Consider the following 19,544-nt stretch of genomic DNA (forward strand, 5'->3'; position numbering starts at 1 on the left):
TTACGAGGGGCCGTCCCCATCGCCGGGAGCGGGCCCGCGGGCGTCGTTAAGGTGAACCCATGAGCACAAGCGCCCGCTTCGATCGCGGCCACACCGACGACCTCATGACCTTTCTGGCGGCAAGCCCGACGCCGTACCACGCCGTGGCGAACGCCGCCGAGCGGCTGGAGAAGGCCGGATTCCGTCAGGTCGCCGAGACCGATGCCTGGGAGGGGACGAGCGGCGGCAAGTACGTGCTGCGCGGCGGCGCGATCGTCGCCTGGTACGTGCCCGAGGGTGCCGAGCCGCACACCCCGTTCCGGATCGTGGGCGCGCACACCGACTCCCCCAATCTGCGGGTGAAGCCGCAGCCGGACAGCGGGGCGCACGGCTGGCGCCAGGTCGCCGTGGAGATCTACGGCGGCCCGCTGCTGAACTCCTGGCTCGACCGGGACCTGGGGCTGGCGGGACGGCTGACGCTGAAGGACGGCTCCTCGCGTCTGGTGAACATCGACCGGCCCCTGCTGCGCGTGCCCCAGCTCGCCGTGCACCTCGACCGTTCCGTCTCCACCGACGGCCTCAAGCTCGACAAGCAGCGTCATCTGCAGCCCGTCTGGGGTCTGGGCGACCCCGGCGAGGGTGATCTGATCGCCTTCCTGGAGGAGGAGTCGGGGCTGCCGGCGGGTGCGGTCGCCGGCTGGGACCTGATGACCCACTCCGTCGAGCGGCCCGCGTACCTGGGCCGCGACAAGGAGCTGGTGGCCGGACCGCGCATGGACAACCTGCTGTCCCTGCACGCCGGTACGGCGGCGCTGATCGCGGCGGCGACGGGCGAGGGCTCACCTTCCGACTCCGGTTCCGGCTCCCCCTCCGGTTCGGATTCCGGCTCGGGTTCCGGTTCGGGGCTCTCGTACATCCCCGTCCTCGCGGCCTTCGACCACGAGGAGAACGGCTCGCAGAGCGACACCGGCGCCGACGGTCCGCTGCTCGGCGGCGTGCTGGAACGCTCGGTGTTCGCGCGCGGCGGCTCGTACGAGGACCGGGCGCGCGCCTTCGCGGGCACCATCTGTCTGTCCTCCGACACCGGCCACGCCGTCCACCCCAACTACGCGGAGCGGCACGACCCGACGCACCACCCGCGCGCGGGCGGCGGCCCCATCCTCAAGGTGAACGTCAACAACCGCTACGCCACGGACGGTTCGGGCCGTGCCGTCTTCGCCGCCGCCTGCGCGAAGGCCGGCGTGCCCTTCCAGTCCTTCGTCTCCAACAACTCGATGCCCTGCGGCACCACCATCGGCCCGATCACCGCGGCCCGCCACGGCATCAGGACCGTCGACATCGGCGTGGCCATCCTCTCGATGCACAGCGCCCGCGAACTCTGCGGCGCTGACGACCCGTTCCTGCTGGCCAACGCGCTGGTGGCGTTCCTGGAAGGTTAGTTCCGCGTGCCCGGCGCGCCGCCGGGTACCCGGACCGGGCCTGAGAGAAGCCGAGTTGGTGACAAGGAGGCGACACCCATGAGTCGGTGGGGGTCCCCCCATGCCCTTAAGGCTATGGGGGAGGATGCATCATCCTGATCGCAGCGGGGGCGGTCCTCACATTCGCGACCGACTGGCACATGAAGGGGGTCAACCTCGACCTGGTCGGTCTCATCTTCATGATCGTCGGGCTGATCGGCGTGGTGACGTTCAGCAGCATCGCCAGGAGGCGCCGGGTGGTCATGCCGCCCAGCACCCCGGTGATCGAGGAGGAGCGGCACCACCGGGGCGACTACGGTGTGTAGCCAACGCTACGGAAGTACGCGCAGCCAACGCTGCGGAAGCAGGGGACGGTCAGTCGGCCATGCCCGCCAGCACCAGCGGCAGCCGGTCCGTGCCACCCTCGGTGAGGCGGACCGGCACACCCCAGTCCTGCTGGTGGACATGGCAGGCCGGGTACTCCTTCGCGGGATCGTCGTCGCAGGACGCCGCCATCGCGGAGACATGCAGAACGCCCTCCGTGACGGCCGGGTTCAGCTCCAGGGCACGGAAGAGATCGGTTCCCGCGCCCTCGCCCGTGAGCAGCAGCTCGGGCGGGGTCGAGGACACGAGCAGCCGGGTGGACGGCCCGTAGCGCATGTCCAGCTTCTGGCCCGTCGGGGCCTGGAAGACGACGTCCAGCCGGAGCCCTCCCGGAGCGACCTCGGTCGCCGCGCGCTGGGTGCGGTGGGCCACCGACTCCACCCGCACGGCCTCCTCGGGAAGCCGCAGCCGGGTCAGCCGGTGCCGCGCCGACTCCACGACCACGATGTCGTCCCCGAGGAGAACCGCGTCGCTGGGCTCCCTCAAGTCGGTCGCCAGCGTGGTCACCTCGCCCGTCGCGGGGTCGTAGCGGCGCAGTGCGTGGTTGTACGTGTCGCTGACCGCAACCGAGCCGTTGGGGAGGGCCGTGACACCCAGCGGGTGCTGGAGCAGGGCCTGTTCGGCGGCTCCGTCCCGGTGCCCGAAGTCGAACAGCCCGGTGCCGACGGCGGTGTGCACGGTCCCGTCGAGGTCCACCCAGCGCAGGGCGCTCGTCTCGGAGTCGGCCAGCCAGAGCCGGTCGGCGGTGGCGGCGAGCCCGGAGGGCTGCGCGAACCAGGCCTCGGCCCCCGGCCCGTCCACGAGCCCCTCGTTCGTCGTACCGGCGGCGACCCCGACGGTGGAGCCCTGCGGGTCATACGCCCACAGCTGGTGCACCCCGGCCATGGCGATCCAGACCTTCCCGCCGAACAGCGCCACGTCCCACGGCGAGGACAGGTCCACCTCGCGCGCCGGGCCGGACGTCGGCGAGCCCTGCCACCACTGGCGTCCCGTCCCCGCGAGGGTGCTGACCTCGCCGGTCACGAGGTCGAGGCGGCGCAGCGCGTGGTTCACGGTGTCCGCGACGACGACCGAACCGTCGTCGAGCAGCGCCAGCCCCTGCGGCTCGCTGAACCCGGCCTCCTCGGCCGATCCGTCCACGAACCCCCGCACCCCGGAGCCGATCCGCCGTACGACGCTCTCCCCGTCGCCCTCCAGCTCGACGAGCTGGTGCCGGGTCGTGTCGCTGACCAGGAGGTTCCCGCTCGGCAGGGCGAGGGCCTTGCCGGGGAAGCGGAGCGCCGTGGGCTCGGGCTCGGGTGCCACGTACGGCCCGTCGCCGCGGCGCAGCGTCCCCTTGGCCGCGTGCTCGGCCTCCAGCTCCTCCACCAGGCGGGCGATCGCGTGCGCGTGCCCCTCACCGGCGTGCTGCGCGACCACGTACCCCTCGGGGTCGATCACGACGAGCGTCGGCCAGGCACGCACGGCGTACTGCTTCCAGGTCGCGAGCTCGGGATCGTCGAGCACCGGGTGCTCGACCCCGTACCGCTCCACCGCGTCCACGACCGCCTGGTGCTCGGCCTCGTGCACGAACTTCGGCGAGTGCACCCCGATGATCACCACCGTGTCCCGATGCTTCTCCTCCAGCTCCCGCAGCTCATCCAGGACATGCAGACAGTTGATGCAGCAGAAGGTCCAAAAATCGAGGATGACAATGCGCCCTCGCAGGTCGGCGAGGGTGTACTGCTGGTCTCCCGTGTTCAGCCAGCCGCCCTTGCCGATCAGCTCGGGGGCGCGGACGCGGACGCGGCGGGGGGTGGGTGCCGAGGCGGTGGGCGGGGCGGAGTCGTTCATGAAAACAAGGGTGCCACCCGCCACCGACAGTCAGCCCAGCGCGTGCCCCGTGGTGGCGTCCACGTGGTCCGGGATCTCGTCGTGGCGGTCGCCGACGGTGATGGTTCCGGTGGGCTCGAAGAGCAGGATCGCGGCGCCGGTCGGGGCAGCCGGCCTGTGTTCGGTGCCGCGGGGGACGGTGAAGACGGAGCCCTGGGGGAGGACGACGGTCCGCTCGCCCGCCGTCTCCCGGAGCGCGATGGTCAGCTCGCCCTCCAGGACCAGGAAGAACTCGTCCGTGTGGTCGTGCACGTGCCACACGTGCTCGCCCTCGACCTTGGCGATGCGCACGTCGTAGTCGTTGACGGCGGTGACGATACGGGGGCTCCAGAGGTCGGCGAAGGAGGCGAGGGCGGTGGCGAGGGCGACGGGCTCACCGCCGCTGTTCGAGGAGGTGGTACGAGTGCTGCTCGAAGAGGACATGCGGTCATCCTCGGCGGTGGTGCGGCAAGAGCACGAGTGCTAGAAATCGCATATGGCGCAAGAATCCTCTCACCGTGTCGTGCTGATCGTCGACGAGAACTCGAACCCGTTCGAGATGAGCTGTGCCATCGAGGTCTTCGGACTGCCCCGGCCCGAACTGGGGCGGGAGTTGTACGACTTCCGGCTCTGCGCCGCCGGGCCGCTCACGCGGATGCGCGACGGCTTCTTCACGCTGACCGGTGTCGCCGGTCTTGAGGCGGCCGAGGAGGCGGACACGCTGATCGTGCCGAACCGGCCGGACACCGAGGCCCCGCGCTCACCCCGTGTGCTGGATGTCGTGCGCCGGGCGCACGCGCGCGGCGCACGGCTACTCGGCTTCTGCTCGGGCGCGTTCACGATCGCGGAGGCCGGGCTGCTGGACGGGCGGCGGGCTGCCTGCCACTGGATGTGGGCGGACTCCTTCCGGGCGCGTTTCCCGGCGGTGCGCCTGGAGCCGGACGTCCTCTTCGTGGACGACGGCGACATCCTCACGGCGTCCGGCAGCGCCTCGGCGCTCGACCTGGGGCTGCACGTCGTGCGCCGGGACCACGGCGCCGAGATCGCCAACGCGGTCAGCCGACGGCTCGTGTTCGCGGCGCACCGGGACGGAGGTCAGCGGCAGTTCGTGGAGCGGCCGGTGCCCGACGTGCCGGACGAGTCGCTCGGTCCGCTGCTCGCGTGGGCGCAGGAACGGCTGGGCGAGCCGCTCACGGTGGCGGACCTCGCGGCCCACGCGGCCGTCTCCCCCGCCACGCTCCACCGCCGTTTCCGAACCCAGTTGGGCACCACGCCACTGGCCTGGCTCACCAGGGAACGCGTCGCCGTCGCGTGCCGGTTGATCGAGCGGGGAGAGGAGCGGCTGGACGTCGTGGCCGAGCGGAGCGGCCTGGGCACGGCGGCCAACCTACGGGCACGGCTCCGGCGGGAGACCGGGCTGAGCCCGTCGGCGTACCGGCGGCGGTTCGGGCCGGCCCCCGGAGAAGCGGTGATCCCCGGCTCCTTCGCGAGGTAGGAGCCGGGCGCGGGTTTTCGGGCCTCAGGAGGACGGAGCGGGACCGGGCTGTGAAGTGGCCTGGGATCCGGCCTGCTCGCCCCAGGCCTCGGACGCCGCCTTCGGAGGGGTGAAGGCGTGATGATCTTGCGGATAGCGGGAACCGGTGACGGTATGAGATTCCTCGTACGCGACCGGCTCCTCGGCTTCGGTGACGACTACTGGATCGAGGACGACCACGGCAACAAGGTGTTCCTCGTCGACGGCAAGGCGATGCGACTGCGGGACACCTTCGAGCTGAAGGACACCCGCGGGCGTGTCCTCATCGACATCCACCAGAAGATGTTCGCCCTGCGGGACACGATGGTGATCGGGCGAGAGGGGGAACCGCTGGCGACGATCAGACGCAAGCGGCTGTCCCTGCTCCGCAACCACTACCGGGTGTCCCTGGTGGACGGTACGGAACTCGACGTCAGCGGCAAGATCCTCGACCGCGAGTTCGCCGTCGAGTACGAGGGTGAGCTGCTGGCGGTGATCTCACGCCGTTGGCTGCACGTACGGGAGACGTACGGCGTCGACGTCGTCCGCGAGGACGCGGACCCCGCGCTGCTGATCGCGGTGGCGGTGTGTGTGATCCACCTGGCGGAGAAGGAGCGGGGCGAGGACTGACTCGACGGACCGAGGCGAGGAGGGGCCGGAGGAGAGGAGCGGCCGGAAGACCGGGAAAGAAGGACCGGCTCAGCGGCGCGGTGCCGGCAGTCCCAGCATCCGGTCCTTCAGCGCCGGGAACTGCTCCCGCGTGGTCGCGACCTTCCCGGGGTCGAAGTCCACCGTGAGCACCTGCTCCCCGGCCCCGGCCTCCGCCAGGACCTCCCCCCACGGATCGACCACGATCGAGTGACCGGCCTGGGGAACGCCCGCGTGTGTGCCGGCCGTTCCACAGGCAAGGACGAACGCCTGGTTCTCGACCGCGCGGGCCTGGGCGAGCAGCGTCCAGTGGGAGCGGCGCCGCTCGGGCCAGCCGGCCGAGAGGACGAGGGTCTCGGCGCCGGCGTCGACGAGCCCGCGGAAGAGCTCGGGGAAGCGGAGGTCGTAGCAGGTGGCGATGCCGAGGGTGGTCTCCGGCAGACGGACCGTCACCAGTTCGGCGCCCGCGCCCATCATGACGGCCTCGCCCTTGTCGAAGCCGAAGCGGTGGATCTTGCGGTAGGCGGCGGCCAGGTCGCCGGAGGGGGTGAAGACGAGAGAGGTGTTGTAGAGCGTGCCGTCGGCGTCCCGCTCGGGGATCGACCCGGCGTGCAGCCAGGTGCCCGCGTCGCTCGCCGCCTTCGCCATGACCTCGAACGTCGGCCCTTCGAGGGACTCTGCCTCCGTACCGAACGCCTCGTAGGCGAACGCGCCGGTGGTCCACAGTTCCGGCAGCACGATCAGATCGACTCCGGCTTGTTCTCGTACCAGAGCCGCCACACGCCGCCGACGCGAATCGACCGATTCGCCGTCGTTTACGTCGATCTGGAGGAGAGAGGCGCGCACACTACCACCGTCCTGGCATTCGAGCCGTCCATACAGGCCTACGATCGTCACACGAAAGCACTGCCGGGGTGCCTCACAGCAGCGTAACTTAGCGTCCCAAGACACCCGCTGCCTGTGCACTGCCCGCGTCCAACCGCCCGAGGGGTCCCGTTCCGTGAGTCTGCATCCCAGCCTTCAGTCCTACGCCGACGCCTGGACCCACTCCGTCGATGCGATATCCGAGTTGGTGTCGCCGCTGGTGGAAGGCGAGTGGAACCGGCGCACGCCCTGCCCCGGCTGGTCGGTGCGGGATCTCGTCTCGCATGTCATCGGGCTCGACTGCGAGATGCTGGGCGATCCGCGGCCGATCCACACGCTCCCCCGCGACCTGTTCCATGTGACGAACGAGCACCAGCGGTACATGGAGATGCAGGTCGACGTGCGCCGCCACCACACGGCGCCGGAGATGACCTCCGAGCTGGAGTACACGATCATCCGCCGCAACCGTCAGCTGCGGAACGAGTCGCGGCAGCCGGACGCCAAGGTGCGTGGACCGCTCGGGACCGAGATCACCCTTGAACAGGCGATGCGCAGGCGTGCGTTCGACGTATGGGTGCACGAACAGGACCTGCGGGTGGCCCTCGGGGCGCCCGGCAACCTCGACTCTCCCGGTGCGCACATCGTCCGCGACGAGCTCCTCGGGGCCCTGCCGAAGGTCGTCGCCAAGGACGCGGGGGCGCCCGCGAACTCGGCGGTCGTCTTCGACATCCACGGGCCGCTGGAGTTCCTGCGGACGGTGCGGGTCGATGCGGACGGGCGCGGCTCGATAGACGGCGCCCCCTCTCTCGGCCCGGCCGCCACCCTGACCCTCGACTGGGAGACGTACTTCCGTCTCGCCTGCGGCCGCGTCACGGCCGACGCCGTCTCCGACCGCATCAAGACGGAGGGCGACCCGGAACTGACCGCGGCCATCCTGAGGAACTTCACGGTCACGCCGTAGCGCGAGGTTCTCGGACCGCGGGTGGGCGGGGGCTGCTGGTCAGGCAGTTCCCCGCGCTCCTGAAGGGGCGCTACGCGGGGACGTGTACCGTCTCCACGCGGCTGGCCACCAGCCGCTCACGCTCCCTGCGCGCCGCCTGCTTCCGCAACCGGAAGACCTGGCTCAGCCCCAGCGCCTGAAGAACGAACACGGCGGAGAAGGCGACGCGATAGTTGTCCCCGGTCGCGTCCAGCAGCACGCCGATCGCGAACAACGTCGTCATGGAGGCGACGAAACCGCCCATGTTGGTGATCCCGGACGCGGTGCCCTGCCGCTCCGGTGGATTCGCGGGCCGCGCGAAGTCGAACCCGATCATGGAAGCCGGCCCACACGCCCCGAGCACCGCGCACAGCACGACCAGCAGCCACATGGGATCCCGGTCACCGGGATACGCCAGCGCACTCGCCCAGACCACCGCCGTCGCCGTCACCGTCCCGAGCGCCAGCGGAAGCCGCGCCGCGTGATGCCGGGCGACGATCTGCCCGTAGACGAGACCCACGAACATGTTGGACAGCACCACGAGGGTGAGCAGTTCACCGGCCGTCGCCCGCGACAGCCCCTGCGCCTGGACCAGGAACGGCATGCCCCACAGGAGCAGGAAGACCATCGCCGGGAACTGAGTCGTGAAGTGCACCCACATCCCCAGTCGCGTACCGGGCTCCCGCCACGACGCCGCGATCTGCCGCCGCACATACGCGGCCCCCTGGTGCGGGAACGGTTCCGGCTCGTGCCCCTCGGGGTGGTCCTTCAGGAAGAGAAGGAGGAGTACGAGGACGACCACTCCGGCGAACGCGCTGCCCGCGAACGCCGTCGTCCATCCCACCCCGTGCAGCAGCCGCGCGATGACGAGGGTGGAGACCAGGTTGCCCGCCATGCCCACAAGACCGGCGAGCTGCGCGACCAACGGCCCCCGCCGCGCCGGGAACCACCGCGTGCCCAGCCGCAGCACGCTGATGAACGTCATCGCGTCCCCGCAGCCCAGCAGCGCGCGCGAGGCCAGCGCCATCCCGTACGTGGAGGAGAACGCGAAGCCCAACTGGCCCGCGGTGAAGAGCAGGACGCCGATGGTCAGCACCTTCTTGGTGCCGAGTCCGTCGACCAGCAGTCCGACGGGTATCTGCATGCCCGCGTAGACAAGGAGTTGCAGGATCGAGAAGGTGGAGAGGGCGGAGGCGTTCACATGGAAGCGGTCCGCGGCGTCGAGCCCGGCCACTCCCAGCGAGGTACGGAAGATGACGGCGACGAAGTAGACGGAGACGCCGATGCCCCAGACGCCGATCGCGCGGCGGCCGCCGGGCGGGTCTCCGGGGAGCGAGACGGCCGAGTGGGAGCTCATCGGACCTCTCCCCGCGCCAGGTTCGAGAACCAGCTGACGTGACCGTGGACGATGTCGACCGCCGCCTCCGCGTCGCCGGACCGCAGTGCTTCGAGGATCGCCTCGTGCTCGGTGAGCGTCTTGGTGATGCGGTCGGGGTGCGCGTGCATGACGGCGACGCCCATCCGCAACTGCCGGTCGCGCAACTGGTCGTAGAGCCGGGAGAGGATTTCGTTGCCGCCGCTGCGGACGATCTCGGCGTGGAAGCAGCGGTCGGTGACGGCGGCGCCGGCCAGGTCTCCCGCGGCGGCCTGCTCCTTCTGTTGCGCGAGGAGTTCCTCCAGGCGCGCGATGAGATGCGGCGACGCGGGTACGGCCTTGCGGACCGAGTGTTCCTCCACGAGTTGCCGTGTCTCGACCACGTCCGCGATCTCCTGCGCGGAGACGGGCAGGACGAGCGCGCCCTTCTTCGGGTAGAGCTTGATCAGGCCCTCGACCTCGAGCCGGAGCAACGCCTCGCGCACCGGCGTGCGCGAGACCCCCACGGCCTCGGCGAGCTCGCCCTCGGTGAGCAGCGTCCCACCCTCGTAACGGCGTTCCAGGACGCCCCGCTTGACGTGGGAGTAGACGCGGTCGGCGGCGGGGGGTTGCTTGGTGGCGGGCGGAGCGGACACGGACGGCGCGGCAGGCATGCGCACATCATAGATACAACACGTACACATGGTCGTGCGTCGTCCAGGATGCGGACCGATAGCCTTCACGCGGTCAACGCCCGCCCCTCGGCGTAACCCACGTCACACAATTCCAGCCCATCTTCCGTGCATCCCTTTGGGTCCCTCACGAGTCCGTACGTAAGACGGCACTGCCATGTGCCGTTCTCCCAGGGGCATTTCGCGCATTCGGAGCGTTCATTTTGATTACCGGCATTAAGGGCACGCGTTTCCGCCGAGCCGCCGCTGTCACCGTTACCACCGGCGCCGTACTGGCGGCCGGAGCCTTCGGGGCCGCCCCCGCAGGGGCCGTCACGACGCCCACCATCGCCGCCGCCGGCGGCTACGTGATGAACAACGGCACGGCCAAGACCTTGTACACCAAGGCTGCGGACACCAAGCGTTCCACCGGTTCCACCACCAAGATCATGACCGCCAAGGTCGTGCTCGCGCAGCCGAACCTCAACCTCGACGCCAAGGTCACGATCCAGAAGGCGTACAGCGACTACATCGTCGCCAACACCGCGTCCTCCGCCCACCTGATCGTCGGTGACAAGGTCACCGTCCGTCAGCTCCTCTACGGTCTGATGCTCCCGTCCGGCTGTGACGCCGCCTACGCGCTCGCCGACAAGTTCGGCTCGGGCTCCACCCGTGCCGCCCGTGTGAAGTCGTTCATCGGCAAGATGAACAGCACGGCGAGGAGCCTCGGCATGACGAACACGAAGTTCGACTCGTTCGACGGCATCGGCAACGGCAGCAACTACTCGACGCCGCGCGACCTGACGAAGCTCGCCAGCAGCGCGATGAAGAGCACCACGTTCCGCACGGTCGTGAAGACCAAGTCGTACACGGCCAAGACCGTCACGAAGACCGGCAGCACCCGCACCATGGCGGCGTGGACCAACACGAACACGCTGCTCAGCAGCTACAGCGGCACCATCGGCGTGAAGACCGGCTCCGGCCCCGAGGCCAAGTACTGCCTCGTCTTCGCGGCCACCCGCAACGGCAAGACGATCATCGGCACGGTCCTCGCGTCGACCTCGATCACCCAGCGCGCCACGGACGCCACCAAGCTCCTGAACTACGGCTTCGCCAAGTAGTTCCCGGACAGAGCAGTTCCCGGGCACCACAGCCGAAGGGGGCCCGTCGCCGAACGCGACGGGCCCCCTTCGTCATGCCGCGCGCCGACTACGCGCCGGCGCTCACGCCCAGGTGATCAGCCGCTTCGGCTGTTCCAGGATCGCCGCCACGTCGGCCAGCACCTTGGAGCCCAGTTCGCCGTCGACCAGGCGGTGGTCGAAGCTCAGCGCGAGCGTCGTCACCTGGCGGGGCTTGACCTTGCCCTTGTGTACCCAGGGCTGGAGCTTGATCGCGCCGATCGCGAGGATCGCCGACTCGCCGGGGTTGAGGATCGGCGTGCCGGTGTCGACGCCGAAGACGCCGACGTTCGTGATCGTGACCGTGCCGCCCTGCATCGCGGCGGGTGAGGTCTTGCCCTCACGGGCCGTAGCCACCAGCTCGCCCAGGGACCCGGCGAGTTGAGGGAGCGTCTTGGTGTGGGCGTCCTTGATGTTCGGGACGATCAGACCACGCGGGGTGGCGGCGGCGATGCCCAGGTTCACGTAGTGCTTGAGCACGATCTCCTGGGCCGCCTCGTCCCAGGACGCGTTGACGTCCGGGTTGCGCTTGATGGCGACCAGCAGGGCCTTGGCGATGAGCAGGAGCGGGTTGACCCGCAGGCCCTGCATCTCCTTGTCCTGCTTGAGCTCCTCGACGAGCTTCATCGTGCGCGTCACGTCGACCGTCACGAACTCGGTGACGTGCGGCGCGGTGAACGCCGAGCCGATCATCGCGGCGGCCGTGGCCTTGCGGACCCCCTTGACCGGGATACGCGTCTCACGCGCCGTGTCGTACGTGACGACCGGAGCGGGAGCCTGGGCCTGGGCGGGAACCGGGGGCGCCGCCACAGCCGGCAGCGCCGGCCGCTCCGGGGCCGGAGCAGGTGCGACCGCCGCGTGCACGTCGTCGCGCGTGATGATCCCGTCCGGGCCCGACGGCGTGATCGTGGCCAGGTCGACGCCGAGGTCCTTGGCGAGCTTGCGGACCGGGGGCTTGGCCAGAGGGCGCTGCCCGACCGGCGCGGCCCCGTGGCCGTGGCCGTTGAGCTCGCCCTGGATCGCGGTCGCCGCCAGGAACGTCTCGGGCTGCTGGGCCGGGACCTCGGCGCCCTTGCGGGGGCGGCGCTTCGTGGAGGCCTCGGCCACCCCGTACCCGACGAGGACCGGTGTGCGGCCCTCGGGCTTGGGTTCCTCGGCGACCGGTGCCTGGGGAGTGGGGGCGGCGGGCGTCTCCGCCACGGGCGCTTCCACGGCGACGGGGGGCCGCCCGGTGGGCGCCGATCCGCCGGCCACGTCCACCGCGATGATCACCTGGCCCACGTCCACCGTCGTCCCCTCGGGGAAGTGGAGTTCGCGCACCACGCCGTCGTACGGGATGGGCAGTTCCACGGCGGCCTTGGCGGTCTCGACCTCGCAGACGACCTGGCCGTCGGTGACCGTGTCACCGGGCTGGACGTACCACTTGAGGATCTCCGCCTCGGTGAGCCCCTCGCCCACGTCGGGCATCTTGAACTCGCGGAGCCCCGACGCGTTCTCAGTCATCGTCGTCACGACCCTCTCCTCAGTACGCCAGTGAGCGGTCGACGGCGTCGAGCACCCGGTCCAGGCCCGGAAGGTACTCCTCCTCCAGGCGCGCCGGCGGATAGGGGGCGTGATAGCCGCCCACCCGCAGGACGGGTGCCTCCAGGTGGTAGAAGCACCGCTCCGTGATGCGGGCGGCGATCTCCGCGCCCGTACCGAGGAAGACCGGGGCCTCGTGCACCACGACCAGGCGGCGGGTCTTCTCCACCGAGACCTGGACGGAGTCGAAGTCGATCGGGGACATCGAGCGCAGGTCCAGGACCTCGATCGACTTGCCCTCCTCCTGGGCGGCCGCGGCCGCCTCCAGGCAGACCTTCACCATCGGGCCGTAGGCGGCGAGCGTCAGATCGCTGCCCTGGCGCGCCACGACCGCCTTGTGCAGCGGTCCGGGAATGGCATCGGTGGTGACCTCGCCCTTGTCCCAGTAGCGCCGCTTCGGCTCGAAGAAGATCACCGGGTCGTCGCTCTGGATGGCCTGCTGCATCATCCAGTAGGCGTCCGACGCGTTCGAAGGGGAGACCACCTTCAGGCCCGCCACGTGCGCGAACAGCGCCTCGGGGGACTCGGAGTGGTGCTCGACCGCGCCGATGCCACCGCCGTACGGAATCCGGATCACGACGGGAAGCTTGATCTTGCCCAGCGCCCGCGCGTGCATCTTCGCGAGCTGCGTGACGATCTGGTCGTACGCCGGGAAGACGAAACCGTCGAACTGGATCTCCACCACCGGCCGGTAGCCGCGCAGCGCGAGACCGATCGCCGTGCCGACGATGCCGGACTCCGCGAGCGGGGTGTCGATGACCCGGTCCTCGCCGAAGTCCTTCTGGAGCCCGTCGGTGACCCGGAAGACACCGCCGAGCTTGCCGACGTCCTCACCCATGATCAGGACCTTGGGGTCGGCGTCGAGGGCCGTACGCAGCGACTCGTTGATCGCCTTGGCCAACGCCATCTTTTCCGCAGCCATCGCTACTTGCCCTCCCCTTCATCCGCGAACGACGCCTGGTAGGCGGCGAACTGGGCCCGCTCCTCGTCGACGAGCGCGTGCCCGTCGGCGTACACGTTCTCGAAGATGGCGAAGTGGTCCGGGTCCGGCATGGCGCGGACGACTTCGCGTACTCGTTTGCCCAACGCCTCGCTCTCGGCCTCAAGTTCCGCGAAGAATCCCTCGTCCGCGTGGTTTGAAGCCTCCAGGTACGCGCGCAGGCGCAGGATCGGGTCCTTCGCCTCCCACGACTCGCGCTCCTCGTCGGCCCGGTACTTGGTCGGGTCGTCGGAGGTGGTGTGCGCGCCCATGCGGTAGGTGTACGCCTCCACGAGGGTGGGGCCCTCGCCGCGGCGGGCCCGCTCCAGCGCCCACTTGGTGACCGCCAGACAGGCGAGGACGTCGTTGCCGTCGACCCGGACGCCCGGGAAGCCGTAGCCCTGCGCACGCTGGTAGAGCGGGACGCGGGTCTGCTTCTCGGTCGGCTCGGAGATCGCCCACTGGTTGTTCTGGCAGAAGAACACGACCGGGGCGTTGTAGACCGCGGAGAAGGTGAACGATTCAGCGACGTCGCCCTGGCTGGAGGCGCCGTCCCCGAAGTACGCGATCACGGCCGAGTCCGCGCCGTCCTTGGCGACGCCCATGGCGTAGCCGGTGGCGTGCAGCGTCTGCGAGCCGATGACGATCGTGTACAGGTGGAAGTTGTTGCTGTTCGGGTCCCAGCCGCCGTTGTTCACACCCCGGAACATGCCGAGCAGGTTGGTCGGATCGACCCCGCGGCACCAGGCGACGCCGTGCTCACGGTAGGTCGGGAAGACGTAGTCGTCCTCGCGGGTGGCCCGCCCGGAGCCGATCTGGGCGGCCTCCTGGCCGAGCAGCGAGGCCCACAGGCCCAGCTCGCCCTGGCGTTGCAGGGAGGTGGCCTCGGCGTCGAAGCGGCGGGTCAGCACCATGTCCCGGTACAGACCGCGCAGCTCTTCGGGGGTGATGTCGGCGACGTACGGGTCGTACGTGGCGTCCTCGACCCGCTCGCCCTCCGGCGTCAGCAGCTGGACGAGCTCGGGACCGGGGCCCGATGCGCCAGGTGCGCCGGGTACGCCCGGTGACTTCTTGCCGGCCGCGCTGGTGCGCTTGGTCGCGGCGCTCTTCGTACCGGTCGTACTGGCGCCGCTTTTCGCAGCGGTCGTACCGGCGCTGCGTCGCGGCTTGCGCGCGGCAGTGCTCTCCACGGTCACGTGTGCTCCTCCGTCGGTCCGGCCCCCGGGGTTGCCGGGTGGCCAGTGCGGCTCGCCTGTTCCAAGTACCCGTGCACGGGGTGGGTGCACTCGGCCGGGAACAGGCGTGACAGGTGCCCCGGCGAGCGCCCTGCAACGGCCACGTTACCCAGTGCTCCACAATTCTGTGAAACCCCTCCTGACCTGCGTTTTTGCTTGGACTTCCCACTACTTATTAGTCGGATTTCCAAGTAATGCACGCAGCTCGGGAACAGTCGCTGGTCACAGCACTGGTCACAGCCTCGCAGGGGGCCGGAACACGGGCACGTTATCCCGGTCACCCCGGGCACGGGAAGAGTTCACCCCGGGCGGGGCCAAGGGTGGTGTGTGACACTGCCTTTGTGCCCGAAGGTGGAAAAATTACCGTATTTCTCCTCGACGATCACGAAGTGGTACGCCGCGGTGTCCATGAGTTGCTTTCGGGAGAGGACGACATCGAGATCGTCGGCGAGGCAGGCACGGCGGCCGACGCGCTGGCGCGGATCCCGGCGACGGCCCCGGACGTCGCGGTCCTGGATGTACGGCTCCCGGACGGCAGCGGAGTGGAGGTCTGCCGCGAGATCCGGTCGCTGAACGCGGACATCAAGTGCCTGATGCTGACCTCCTTCGCCGACGACGAGGCGCTTTTCGACGCGATCATGGCGGGCGCGTCGGGCTATGTGCTGAAAGCGATCCGCGGCGCCGAACTGCTCTCGGCCGTACGCGATGTCGCGGCCGGCAAGTCGCTGCTCGACCCCGTGGCCACCGCCCAGGTCCTGGCGCGGCTGCGGCGCGGCGGCGGCGCTGTCAGGGACAGCGACAAGCTCGGACACCTCACCGAGCAGGAGCGCAAGGTCCTCGACCTGATCGGCGAGGGGCTCACCAACCGCGTGATCGGGGAGCGGCTGCATCTCGCCGAAAAGACGATCAAGAATTACGTGTCGAGCCTGCTGTCCAAACTGGGCATGGAACGGCGCTCACAGGCCGCCGCCTATGTGGCGCGCATCCAGGCGGAGAAGCAGCACCACTGAACGCGGCGCCGCAGAACACGGCTCACTGAGCGCGGAGCCGCCGTCCGCCCTGCTTGCGTTTCGGGACCTTTGGCGCCTCTTCAAGGGGCGGGTGCCTCTTTTTCGGGGCCTTCAGGGTGTCGGAGATTGGGGGCATGCCCATCGACGACGAGCTCGCCGTGGAACTCCTCGGCCGTACCGACCACGGCCGGCTGGCCGCCAGCCTGCGCGCCATGCCTTTCCTCACCCTCGCCCGCCACGTCGTGGTGGACGGCCGCGTCCTGTTGCGCCTGCACCGGGGCTGCGGCTACCACCGGGCCTGCCTCGGGAGCGTCGTCGCCTACGGCACCGACAACCTGGCCACGGCAGGGCCCGGCGAGAGCGTGTGGTCCGTACAGATCGTGGGCCGGTGCGAGGCCGTGGAGCCCACCGCGTCCCACCGCGAGCTGTTCGGGCCCGCGCCGCGGTTCATGGACGGCGAGCCCTTCGACCCGGTCCATCTGAGCATCGAGCCCCAGTTCTGCACCGTCCATTCCGCGGACGATGCCATGGAACGCCAGTTCCGGCGCACCCTGTGACTGCCCCGTGATCAAAGACGACTGTCTGTGACAAACCCGAGGTCAGAGGCCCGGCTCGTGCCCTAGCATCTGGCGCGTGCCGCGCCTATCCGCACCACCCCCGGTGTCTCACGCGCCCCCTCTGGGCGCCCTCCTCCGCCAGTACGCCGCCGGGTCCGCGCTGACCTGCGACCCCGTCGAACAGGGGCTGCTCAATCGCGGCTATCGGCTGCGCACCACCCGCGGCCGCTATTTCCTCAAGCACCATTTCGACCCCGAGACCGCCGACCCCGCGGCCATCGCCCGTCAGCACCGGGCGACCCAGCGTCTCGCCGACCTCGGCGTCCCCGTCGCCCCGCCGCTGACCGGCACCGACGGGCGTACCGTCGCCGTCATCGGGGGCCACGCGTACGCGCTGCACCCCTGGATCGACGGCCGGCACCGGCACGGCGGCCAGCTCACCACGCGGCAGTGCGCACGGCTGGGGGCGCTCCTGGGTGTCGTCCACGCGAGCTTGGAGCGGGTGATGCCGACGCAGGGCCGCACCCCGGCGAGAGCGACCGACGTCACCGGGGCGACGGAAGGCTCGGCAAGGGCGGGCGGCTCGGCGAAGGCCGGCGCGGGAGGCTCAGCGGCGGCGGAAGGGGTCGATCCGGCCCGGGGAGCCGACCCCGCGGACACCTTCGCACTCATCGACCGCCTGCTCGCCCAGGTACGCCGCCACCGCCCGTACGACGCCTTCGACGAGCTGGCCCGGCACCGGCTCCTGGAGCGGCGCGCCCTCCTGGAGCGGCATGCCGACCGACGGCCCCCGCAGGGCGGCTCGGTGGGCTGGGTGCACGGCGACTTCCACCCCTTCAACCTGCTCTACCGCGACGGCGAACCGGCCGCGATCGTCGACTGGGACCGGCTGGGCGTCCATCCCCGCGCCGAGGAGGCCGTACGCGCCGCGGTGATCTTCTTCGTACGCCCCGTCGGCGCGCTGGACCTGGCGAAGGTGCGGGCCTACGCGCGCGCGTACCGGCGTACCGCGGGCGCCGGCCCCGCCGAGCTGGCGGCCGCCGTGCACCGGGTGTGGTGGGAGCGCCTCAACGACTTCTGGATGCTGCGCTGGCACTACGAGCGCGGCGACACCCGCGCCGATCCGCAGTTCCCGGCGGCCTCGGCGCTGGCGGTGTGGTGGACGAGGGAGTACGACACGGTGTGCGAGGCGTTCGCGAGCTGATCGCCGACACCGGTCGGGCGGGGACGCCGACACCGGTCGGGGGAGACACAGTGGCCGGGGCGCGAACACCGCGACCATGGGGAAACACCACGCGCGCGTGGCGCCCGTTTCGGGCTTCACGCGCGCGTGGCGGACGTTTCCGTCGGTGTACTTCAAGGGCCCGTCGAGCTGCCCTGGCTGTCGCCGCCGTCGCCGCCGTCCGTCGGATTGACCGGCGTCGGCGGATCCTGGCTCTGGGTCGCCGGGTCCGTCGGCGTCGTGTCCGTCGGCGTCGTGTCCGTGGCCGTGTCCGACGGCTGGCTCGAGGGCTGGCTGCTGTAGCTCGGGGACGGCGTGTACGAAGGCGTGTAGTTCGAACCGCCGCCCGAGCTGGTGCTGTCGTCCGTGGAGTCGTCCGTCGCGGTGTCCGTGGCGCTGTCGCTGGGACTCGCGCTGGGCTGGTCCTCCGTGGCGGACGGCGTGGTGGCCGGCGAGTGGGTCGTACCGCTCCCGCCGCTCCCGCCGCCGGCGGTGGTGTGGAGCGCGAGCGCGACGCCCGCCGCGATCGCGATCACCGCGAGGACCGCGAGGATCCACAGCTTGCCGCGGCCGCTGCCGTGGTTGCCGTGCCCCTCGAAGCCGCCGTCGTCCCCGCCGTTGCCGTACGGCGGGATGATCGGCGCCGGGATCTGCGTGGTGCCGGACTCACCGGGGTGCGGCAGCGCGGTCGTCCCCGCGAAGCCGGACGCCGGGGTGTGGAACCCCTCGTGCAGGGCGACCGGGCCGGTGTTCCAGGTGCCGGTGTGCCCGCCCTGGTCGTACAGCATCTGCAGCCCGTACTGGACGAGTCCGCGCATCTCCTCGGCGGTCTGGAACCGGTCGTCCGGCTCCTTCGCGAGGGAGCGCATGACGAGCCCGTCGAGCTCCGGCGGCGCGCCGTGCGCGACCTCGGAGGGGGGCACCGGGATGTCCTGGACGTGCTGGTAGACCACCGACAGCGGCGTCTCGCCGGTGAACGGGGGCCGCAGCGCGAGCAGTTCGTACAGCAGACAGCCGGTCGCGTACAGGTCGGAGCGGTGGTCGACGGCCTTGCCGAGGGCCTGCTCCGGGGAGAGGTACTGCGGTGTGCCCATGACCATGCCGGTCTGGGTCATCGTCGACTGCGCGCCGTGCAGGGCGCGCGCGATGCCGAAGTCCATCACCTTCACCGCACCGGTGTTCGTGATGATCACGTTCGCCGGCTTGATGTCGCGGTGCACGATGCCGTGCTGGTGCGAGTAGGCGAGCGCCTCCAGGACACCGGACACGATGATCAGCGCCTGCTCGGGCCCGGGGGCCTCGGCGTTGATCAGCAGGTCGCGGATCGTGCGGCCCTCGACGAGCTCCATCACGATGTACGGCACGACTCCGTGGCCGACGACGTCCTCGCCCGAGTCGTACACGGCGACGACGGCGTGGTGGTTGAGTCCGGCCACCGACTGCGCCTCACGCGTGAAGCGGGCCTTGGACACCGGGTCCTCGGCCAGGTCGGAGCGGAGCAGCTTGACCGCGACGGTGCGCCCGAGGCGCACGTCCTCGGCCGCAAACACCTCGGCCATGCCGCCCCGGCCTAGTCTGTGGGTCAGCCGGTATCGGCCGTCCCCCACAAGTCCGCCATTACCCCACATCTCCGGCGCATCTGACATACCGCCGCCAGTCGCCTCGGGGTCGGACGGGCCCTGAGCGCGCTGCTGCTGTGCCATCAGTCCTCGCCGTCGTTTCTGCCCGCGGTCTGCGCGGTGGTTGTTACGGTCTCCGTCGGGCCACGCTACAGGCTTCGCGCAAGGCTCCGGCCCGAGATGGACGTGAGATGGACCGGCCATGAAACCTGTCCAGGGTGTCGACATGCAAATTCTGTGTACCGCTCGTACGGCACCTGTAACGCTTCCGCGACGCTTCTTTCGCAGACAGTCACGGAACGGGCACCGCGCTTGACGTGTCAGTGCCCTACGGCAGACTTGGCCGGGAATCAGCCAATCGATCACTGAGACACAGATCGATCACAGCACGGACCCGGACGGACTCGGTACGGATCACAGCGCAGTTCACCGCGCGGATCACGGCACGACCGCGCGGAGCGCG

The 19,544-nt window shown here is 70.3% G+C and carries 17 protein-coding genes and 1 pseudogene; 9 read left to right on the forward strand and 9 right to left on the reverse strand.

All coding sequences use genetic code 11. The annotated features are described in order from the left end of the window. Nucleotides 1-59 precede the first annotated feature (59 nt). Complete coding sequence (locus ACZ7M2_RS31955) at nucleotides 60-1,418, forward strand: M18 family aminopeptidase (protein WP_471598275.1); 1,359 nt, start codon at nucleotides 60-62, stop codon at nucleotides 1,416-1,418. A gap of 119 nt (nucleotides 1,419-1,537) precedes the next feature. Further along, nucleotides 1,538-1,762, forward strand: a pseudogene (locus ACZ7M2_RS31960) (hypothetical protein); the annotation flags it as partial. A 49-nt stretch (nucleotides 1,763-1,811) separates the two neighbouring features. Here the strand turns inward: ACZ7M2_RS31960 and ACZ7M2_RS31965 are convergent. Next, nucleotides 1,812-3,653: a thioredoxin-like domain-containing protein gene (locus ACZ7M2_RS31965; RefSeq protein ID WP_471598276.1), complete on the reverse strand. Its 1,842-nt coding sequence runs from the start codon at nucleotides 3,651-3,653 to the stop codon at nucleotides 1,812-1,814. A 30-nt stretch (nucleotides 3,654-3,683) separates the two neighbouring features. After that, nucleotides 3,684-4,115, reverse strand: coding sequence for a cupin domain-containing protein (locus ACZ7M2_RS31970; RefSeq protein ID WP_471598277.1), 432 nt, complete (start codon nucleotides 4,113-4,115; stop codon nucleotides 3,684-3,686). A 52-nt stretch (nucleotides 4,116-4,167) separates the two neighbouring features. Between ACZ7M2_RS31970 and ACZ7M2_RS31975 the strand changes: the two genes are divergently transcribed. Both ACZ7M2_RS31975 and ACZ7M2_RS31980 read left to right on the forward strand, forming a co-directional pair. Beyond that, nucleotides 4,168-5,166 carry a GlxA family transcriptional regulator gene (locus tag ACZ7M2_RS31975; protein ID WP_471598278.1) on the forward strand — a complete coding sequence of 333 codons (999 nt, stop codon included), beginning with the start codon at nucleotides 4,168-4,170 and terminating at the stop codon, nucleotides 5,164-5,166. Nucleotides 5,167-5,319: 153 nt separating this feature from the next. Continuing rightward, the gene (locus ACZ7M2_RS31980; protein ID WP_471598279.1) at nucleotides 5,320-5,814 is read left to right on the forward strand and encodes an LURP-one-related/scramblase family protein; all 495 of its coding nucleotides are present in this window, start codon (nucleotides 5,320-5,322) and stop codon (nucleotides 5,812-5,814) included. A 69-nt stretch (nucleotides 5,815-5,883) separates the two neighbouring features. Here the strand turns inward: ACZ7M2_RS31980 and ACZ7M2_RS31985 are convergent, their stop codons facing one another. Then, nucleotides 5,884-6,678, reverse strand: coding sequence for a carbon-nitrogen family hydrolase (locus tag ACZ7M2_RS31985; RefSeq protein ID WP_352049474.1), 795 nt, complete (start codon nucleotides 6,676-6,678; stop codon nucleotides 5,884-5,886). A 154-nt stretch (nucleotides 6,679-6,832) separates the two neighbouring features. Between ACZ7M2_RS31985 and ACZ7M2_RS31990 the strand changes: the two genes are divergently transcribed. Then, on the forward strand, nucleotides 6,833-7,657 hold the full coding sequence (locus tag ACZ7M2_RS31990) for a maleylpyruvate isomerase family mycothiol-dependent enzyme (RefSeq protein ID WP_471598280.1): 825 nt from the start codon (nucleotides 6,833-6,835) through the stop codon (nucleotides 7,655-7,657). 70 nt (nucleotides 7,658-7,727) lie between these two features. Here ACZ7M2_RS31990 and ACZ7M2_RS31995 read toward each other — a convergent pair whose 3' ends face one another. Together ACZ7M2_RS31995 and ACZ7M2_RS32000 are read right to left on the reverse strand one after the other, a co-directional pair. Further along, nucleotides 7,728-9,032 (reverse strand): MFS transporter, encoded by a 1,305-nt coding sequence (locus ACZ7M2_RS31995; protein WP_471598281.1) that lies wholly within the window; start codon nucleotides 9,030-9,032, stop codon nucleotides 7,728-7,730. Continuing rightward, nucleotides 9,029-9,703 (reverse strand): GntR family transcriptional regulator, encoded by a 675-nt coding sequence (locus ACZ7M2_RS32000; protein WP_471598282.1) that lies wholly within the window; start codon nucleotides 9,701-9,703, stop codon nucleotides 9,029-9,031. The genes ACZ7M2_RS31995 and ACZ7M2_RS32000 overlap by 4 nt, the downstream gene beginning before the upstream one ends. 221 nt (nucleotides 9,704-9,924) lie before the next feature. Between ACZ7M2_RS32000 and ACZ7M2_RS32005 the strand changes: the two genes are divergently transcribed. Continuing rightward, nucleotides 9,925-10,821, forward strand: coding sequence for a D-alanyl-D-alanine carboxypeptidase family protein (locus tag ACZ7M2_RS32005; RefSeq protein WP_471598283.1), 897 nt, complete (start codon nucleotides 9,925-9,927; stop codon nucleotides 10,819-10,821). Nucleotides 10,822-10,923: 102 nt separating this feature from the next. Here the strand turns inward: ACZ7M2_RS32005 and ACZ7M2_RS32010 are convergent, their stop codons facing one another. From ACZ7M2_RS32010 to pdhA, 3 genes are read right to left on the reverse strand one after another with little or no spacing between them, the layout of a single operon-like run. Then, entirely contained in the window at nucleotides 10,924-12,390 is a 1,467-nt protein-coding gene (locus ACZ7M2_RS32010) for a dihydrolipoamide acetyltransferase family protein (protein WP_471598284.1), read from the reverse strand. Between the two features lie 10 nt (nucleotides 12,391-12,400). Continuing rightward, nucleotides 12,401-13,381 (reverse strand): alpha-ketoacid dehydrogenase subunit beta, encoded by a 981-nt coding sequence (locus ACZ7M2_RS32015; RefSeq protein WP_352049480.1) that lies wholly within the window; start codon nucleotides 13,379-13,381, stop codon nucleotides 12,401-12,403. Nucleotides 13,382-13,383: 2 nt separating this feature from the next. Next, nucleotides 13,384-14,634 carry a pyruvate dehydrogenase (acetyl-transferring) E1 component subunit alpha gene (pdhA, locus tag ACZ7M2_RS32020; protein WP_403691367.1) on the reverse strand — a complete coding sequence of 417 codons (1,251 nt, stop codon included), beginning with the start codon at nucleotides 14,632-14,634 and terminating at the stop codon, nucleotides 13,384-13,386. 380 nt (nucleotides 14,635-15,014) lie between these two features. On the opposite strand from pdhA, the gene ACZ7M2_RS32025 reads away from it, so the two are divergent. The 3 genes from ACZ7M2_RS32025 to ACZ7M2_RS32035 all read left to right on the forward strand — a co-directional run bounded on the left by ACZ7M2_RS32025 (nucleotide 15,015) and on the right by ACZ7M2_RS32035 (nucleotide 17,444). Beyond that, a complete protein-coding gene (locus tag ACZ7M2_RS32025; RefSeq protein ID WP_471598285.1) occupies nucleotides 15,015-15,683 on the forward strand; it encodes a response regulator in 669 nt (222 codons plus the stop codon). 134 nt (nucleotides 15,684-15,817) lie between these two features. Further along, nucleotides 15,818-16,240, forward strand: a complete 423-nt coding sequence (locus ACZ7M2_RS32030) for a pyridoxamine 5'-phosphate oxidase family protein (protein WP_471598286.1) — start codon at nucleotides 15,818-15,820, stop codon at nucleotides 16,238-16,240. Nucleotides 16,241-16,343: 103 nt separating this feature from the next. Next, nucleotides 16,344-17,444, forward strand: a complete 1,101-nt coding sequence (locus ACZ7M2_RS32035; RefSeq protein ID WP_471598400.1) for a phosphotransferase — start codon at nucleotides 16,344-16,346, stop codon at nucleotides 17,442-17,444. A 152-nt stretch (nucleotides 17,445-17,596) separates the two neighbouring features. Here ACZ7M2_RS32035 and ACZ7M2_RS32040 read toward each other — a convergent pair whose 3' ends face one another. After that, nucleotides 17,597-19,165 carry a protein kinase domain-containing protein gene (locus ACZ7M2_RS32040; RefSeq protein WP_471598287.1) on the reverse strand — a complete coding sequence of 523 codons (1,569 nt, stop codon included), beginning with the start codon at nucleotides 19,163-19,165 and terminating at the stop codon, nucleotides 17,597-17,599. Nucleotides 19,166-19,544: the final 379 nt, after the last annotated feature.

It is taken from the genome of Streptomyces sp. NPDC111507 (assembly GCF_055638955.1).

Excerpts from the sequence above, each read along its gene's own strand:
- ACZ7M2_RS31975 (WP_471598278.1), top strand. The coding sequence starts at position 4,168 with ATGGCGCAAGAATCCTCTCACCGTGTCGTGCTGATCGTCGACGAGAAC.
- ACZ7M2_RS31955 (WP_471598275.1), top strand. The coding sequence starts at position 60 with ATGAGCACAAGCGCCCGCTTCGATCGCGGCCACACCGACGACCTCATG.
- ACZ7M2_RS32000 (WP_471598282.1), bottom strand. The coding sequence starts at position 9,703 with ATGCCTGCCGCGCCGTCCGTGTCCGCTCCGCCCGCCACCAAGCAACCC.
- ACZ7M2_RS32040 (WP_471598287.1), bottom strand. The coding sequence starts at position 19,165 with ATGGCACAGCAGCAGCGCGCTCAGGGCCCGTCCGACCCCGAGGCGACT.
- ACZ7M2_RS31965 (WP_471598276.1), bottom strand. The coding sequence starts at position 3,653 with ATGAACGACTCCGCCCCGCCCACCGCCTCGGCACCCACCCCCCGCCGC.
- ACZ7M2_RS31980 (WP_471598279.1), top strand. The coding sequence starts at position 5,320 with ATGAGATTCCTCGTACGCGACCGGCTCCTCGGCTTCGGTGACGACTAC.
- ACZ7M2_RS31970 (WP_471598277.1), bottom strand. The coding sequence starts at position 4,115 with ATGTCCTCTTCGAGCAGCACTCGTACCACCTCCTCGAACAGCGGCGGT.
- ACZ7M2_RS32030 (WP_471598286.1), top strand. The coding sequence starts at position 15,818 with ATGCCCATCGACGACGAGCTCGCCGTGGAACTCCTCGGCCGTACCGAC.
- ACZ7M2_RS31995 (WP_471598281.1), bottom strand. The coding sequence starts at position 9,032 with ATGAGCTCCCACTCGGCCGTCTCGCTCCCCGGAGACCCGCCCGGCGGC.
- ACZ7M2_RS32015 (WP_352049480.1), bottom strand. The coding sequence starts at position 13,381 with ATGGCTGCGGAAAAGATGGCGTTGGCCAAGGCGATCAACGAGTCGCTG.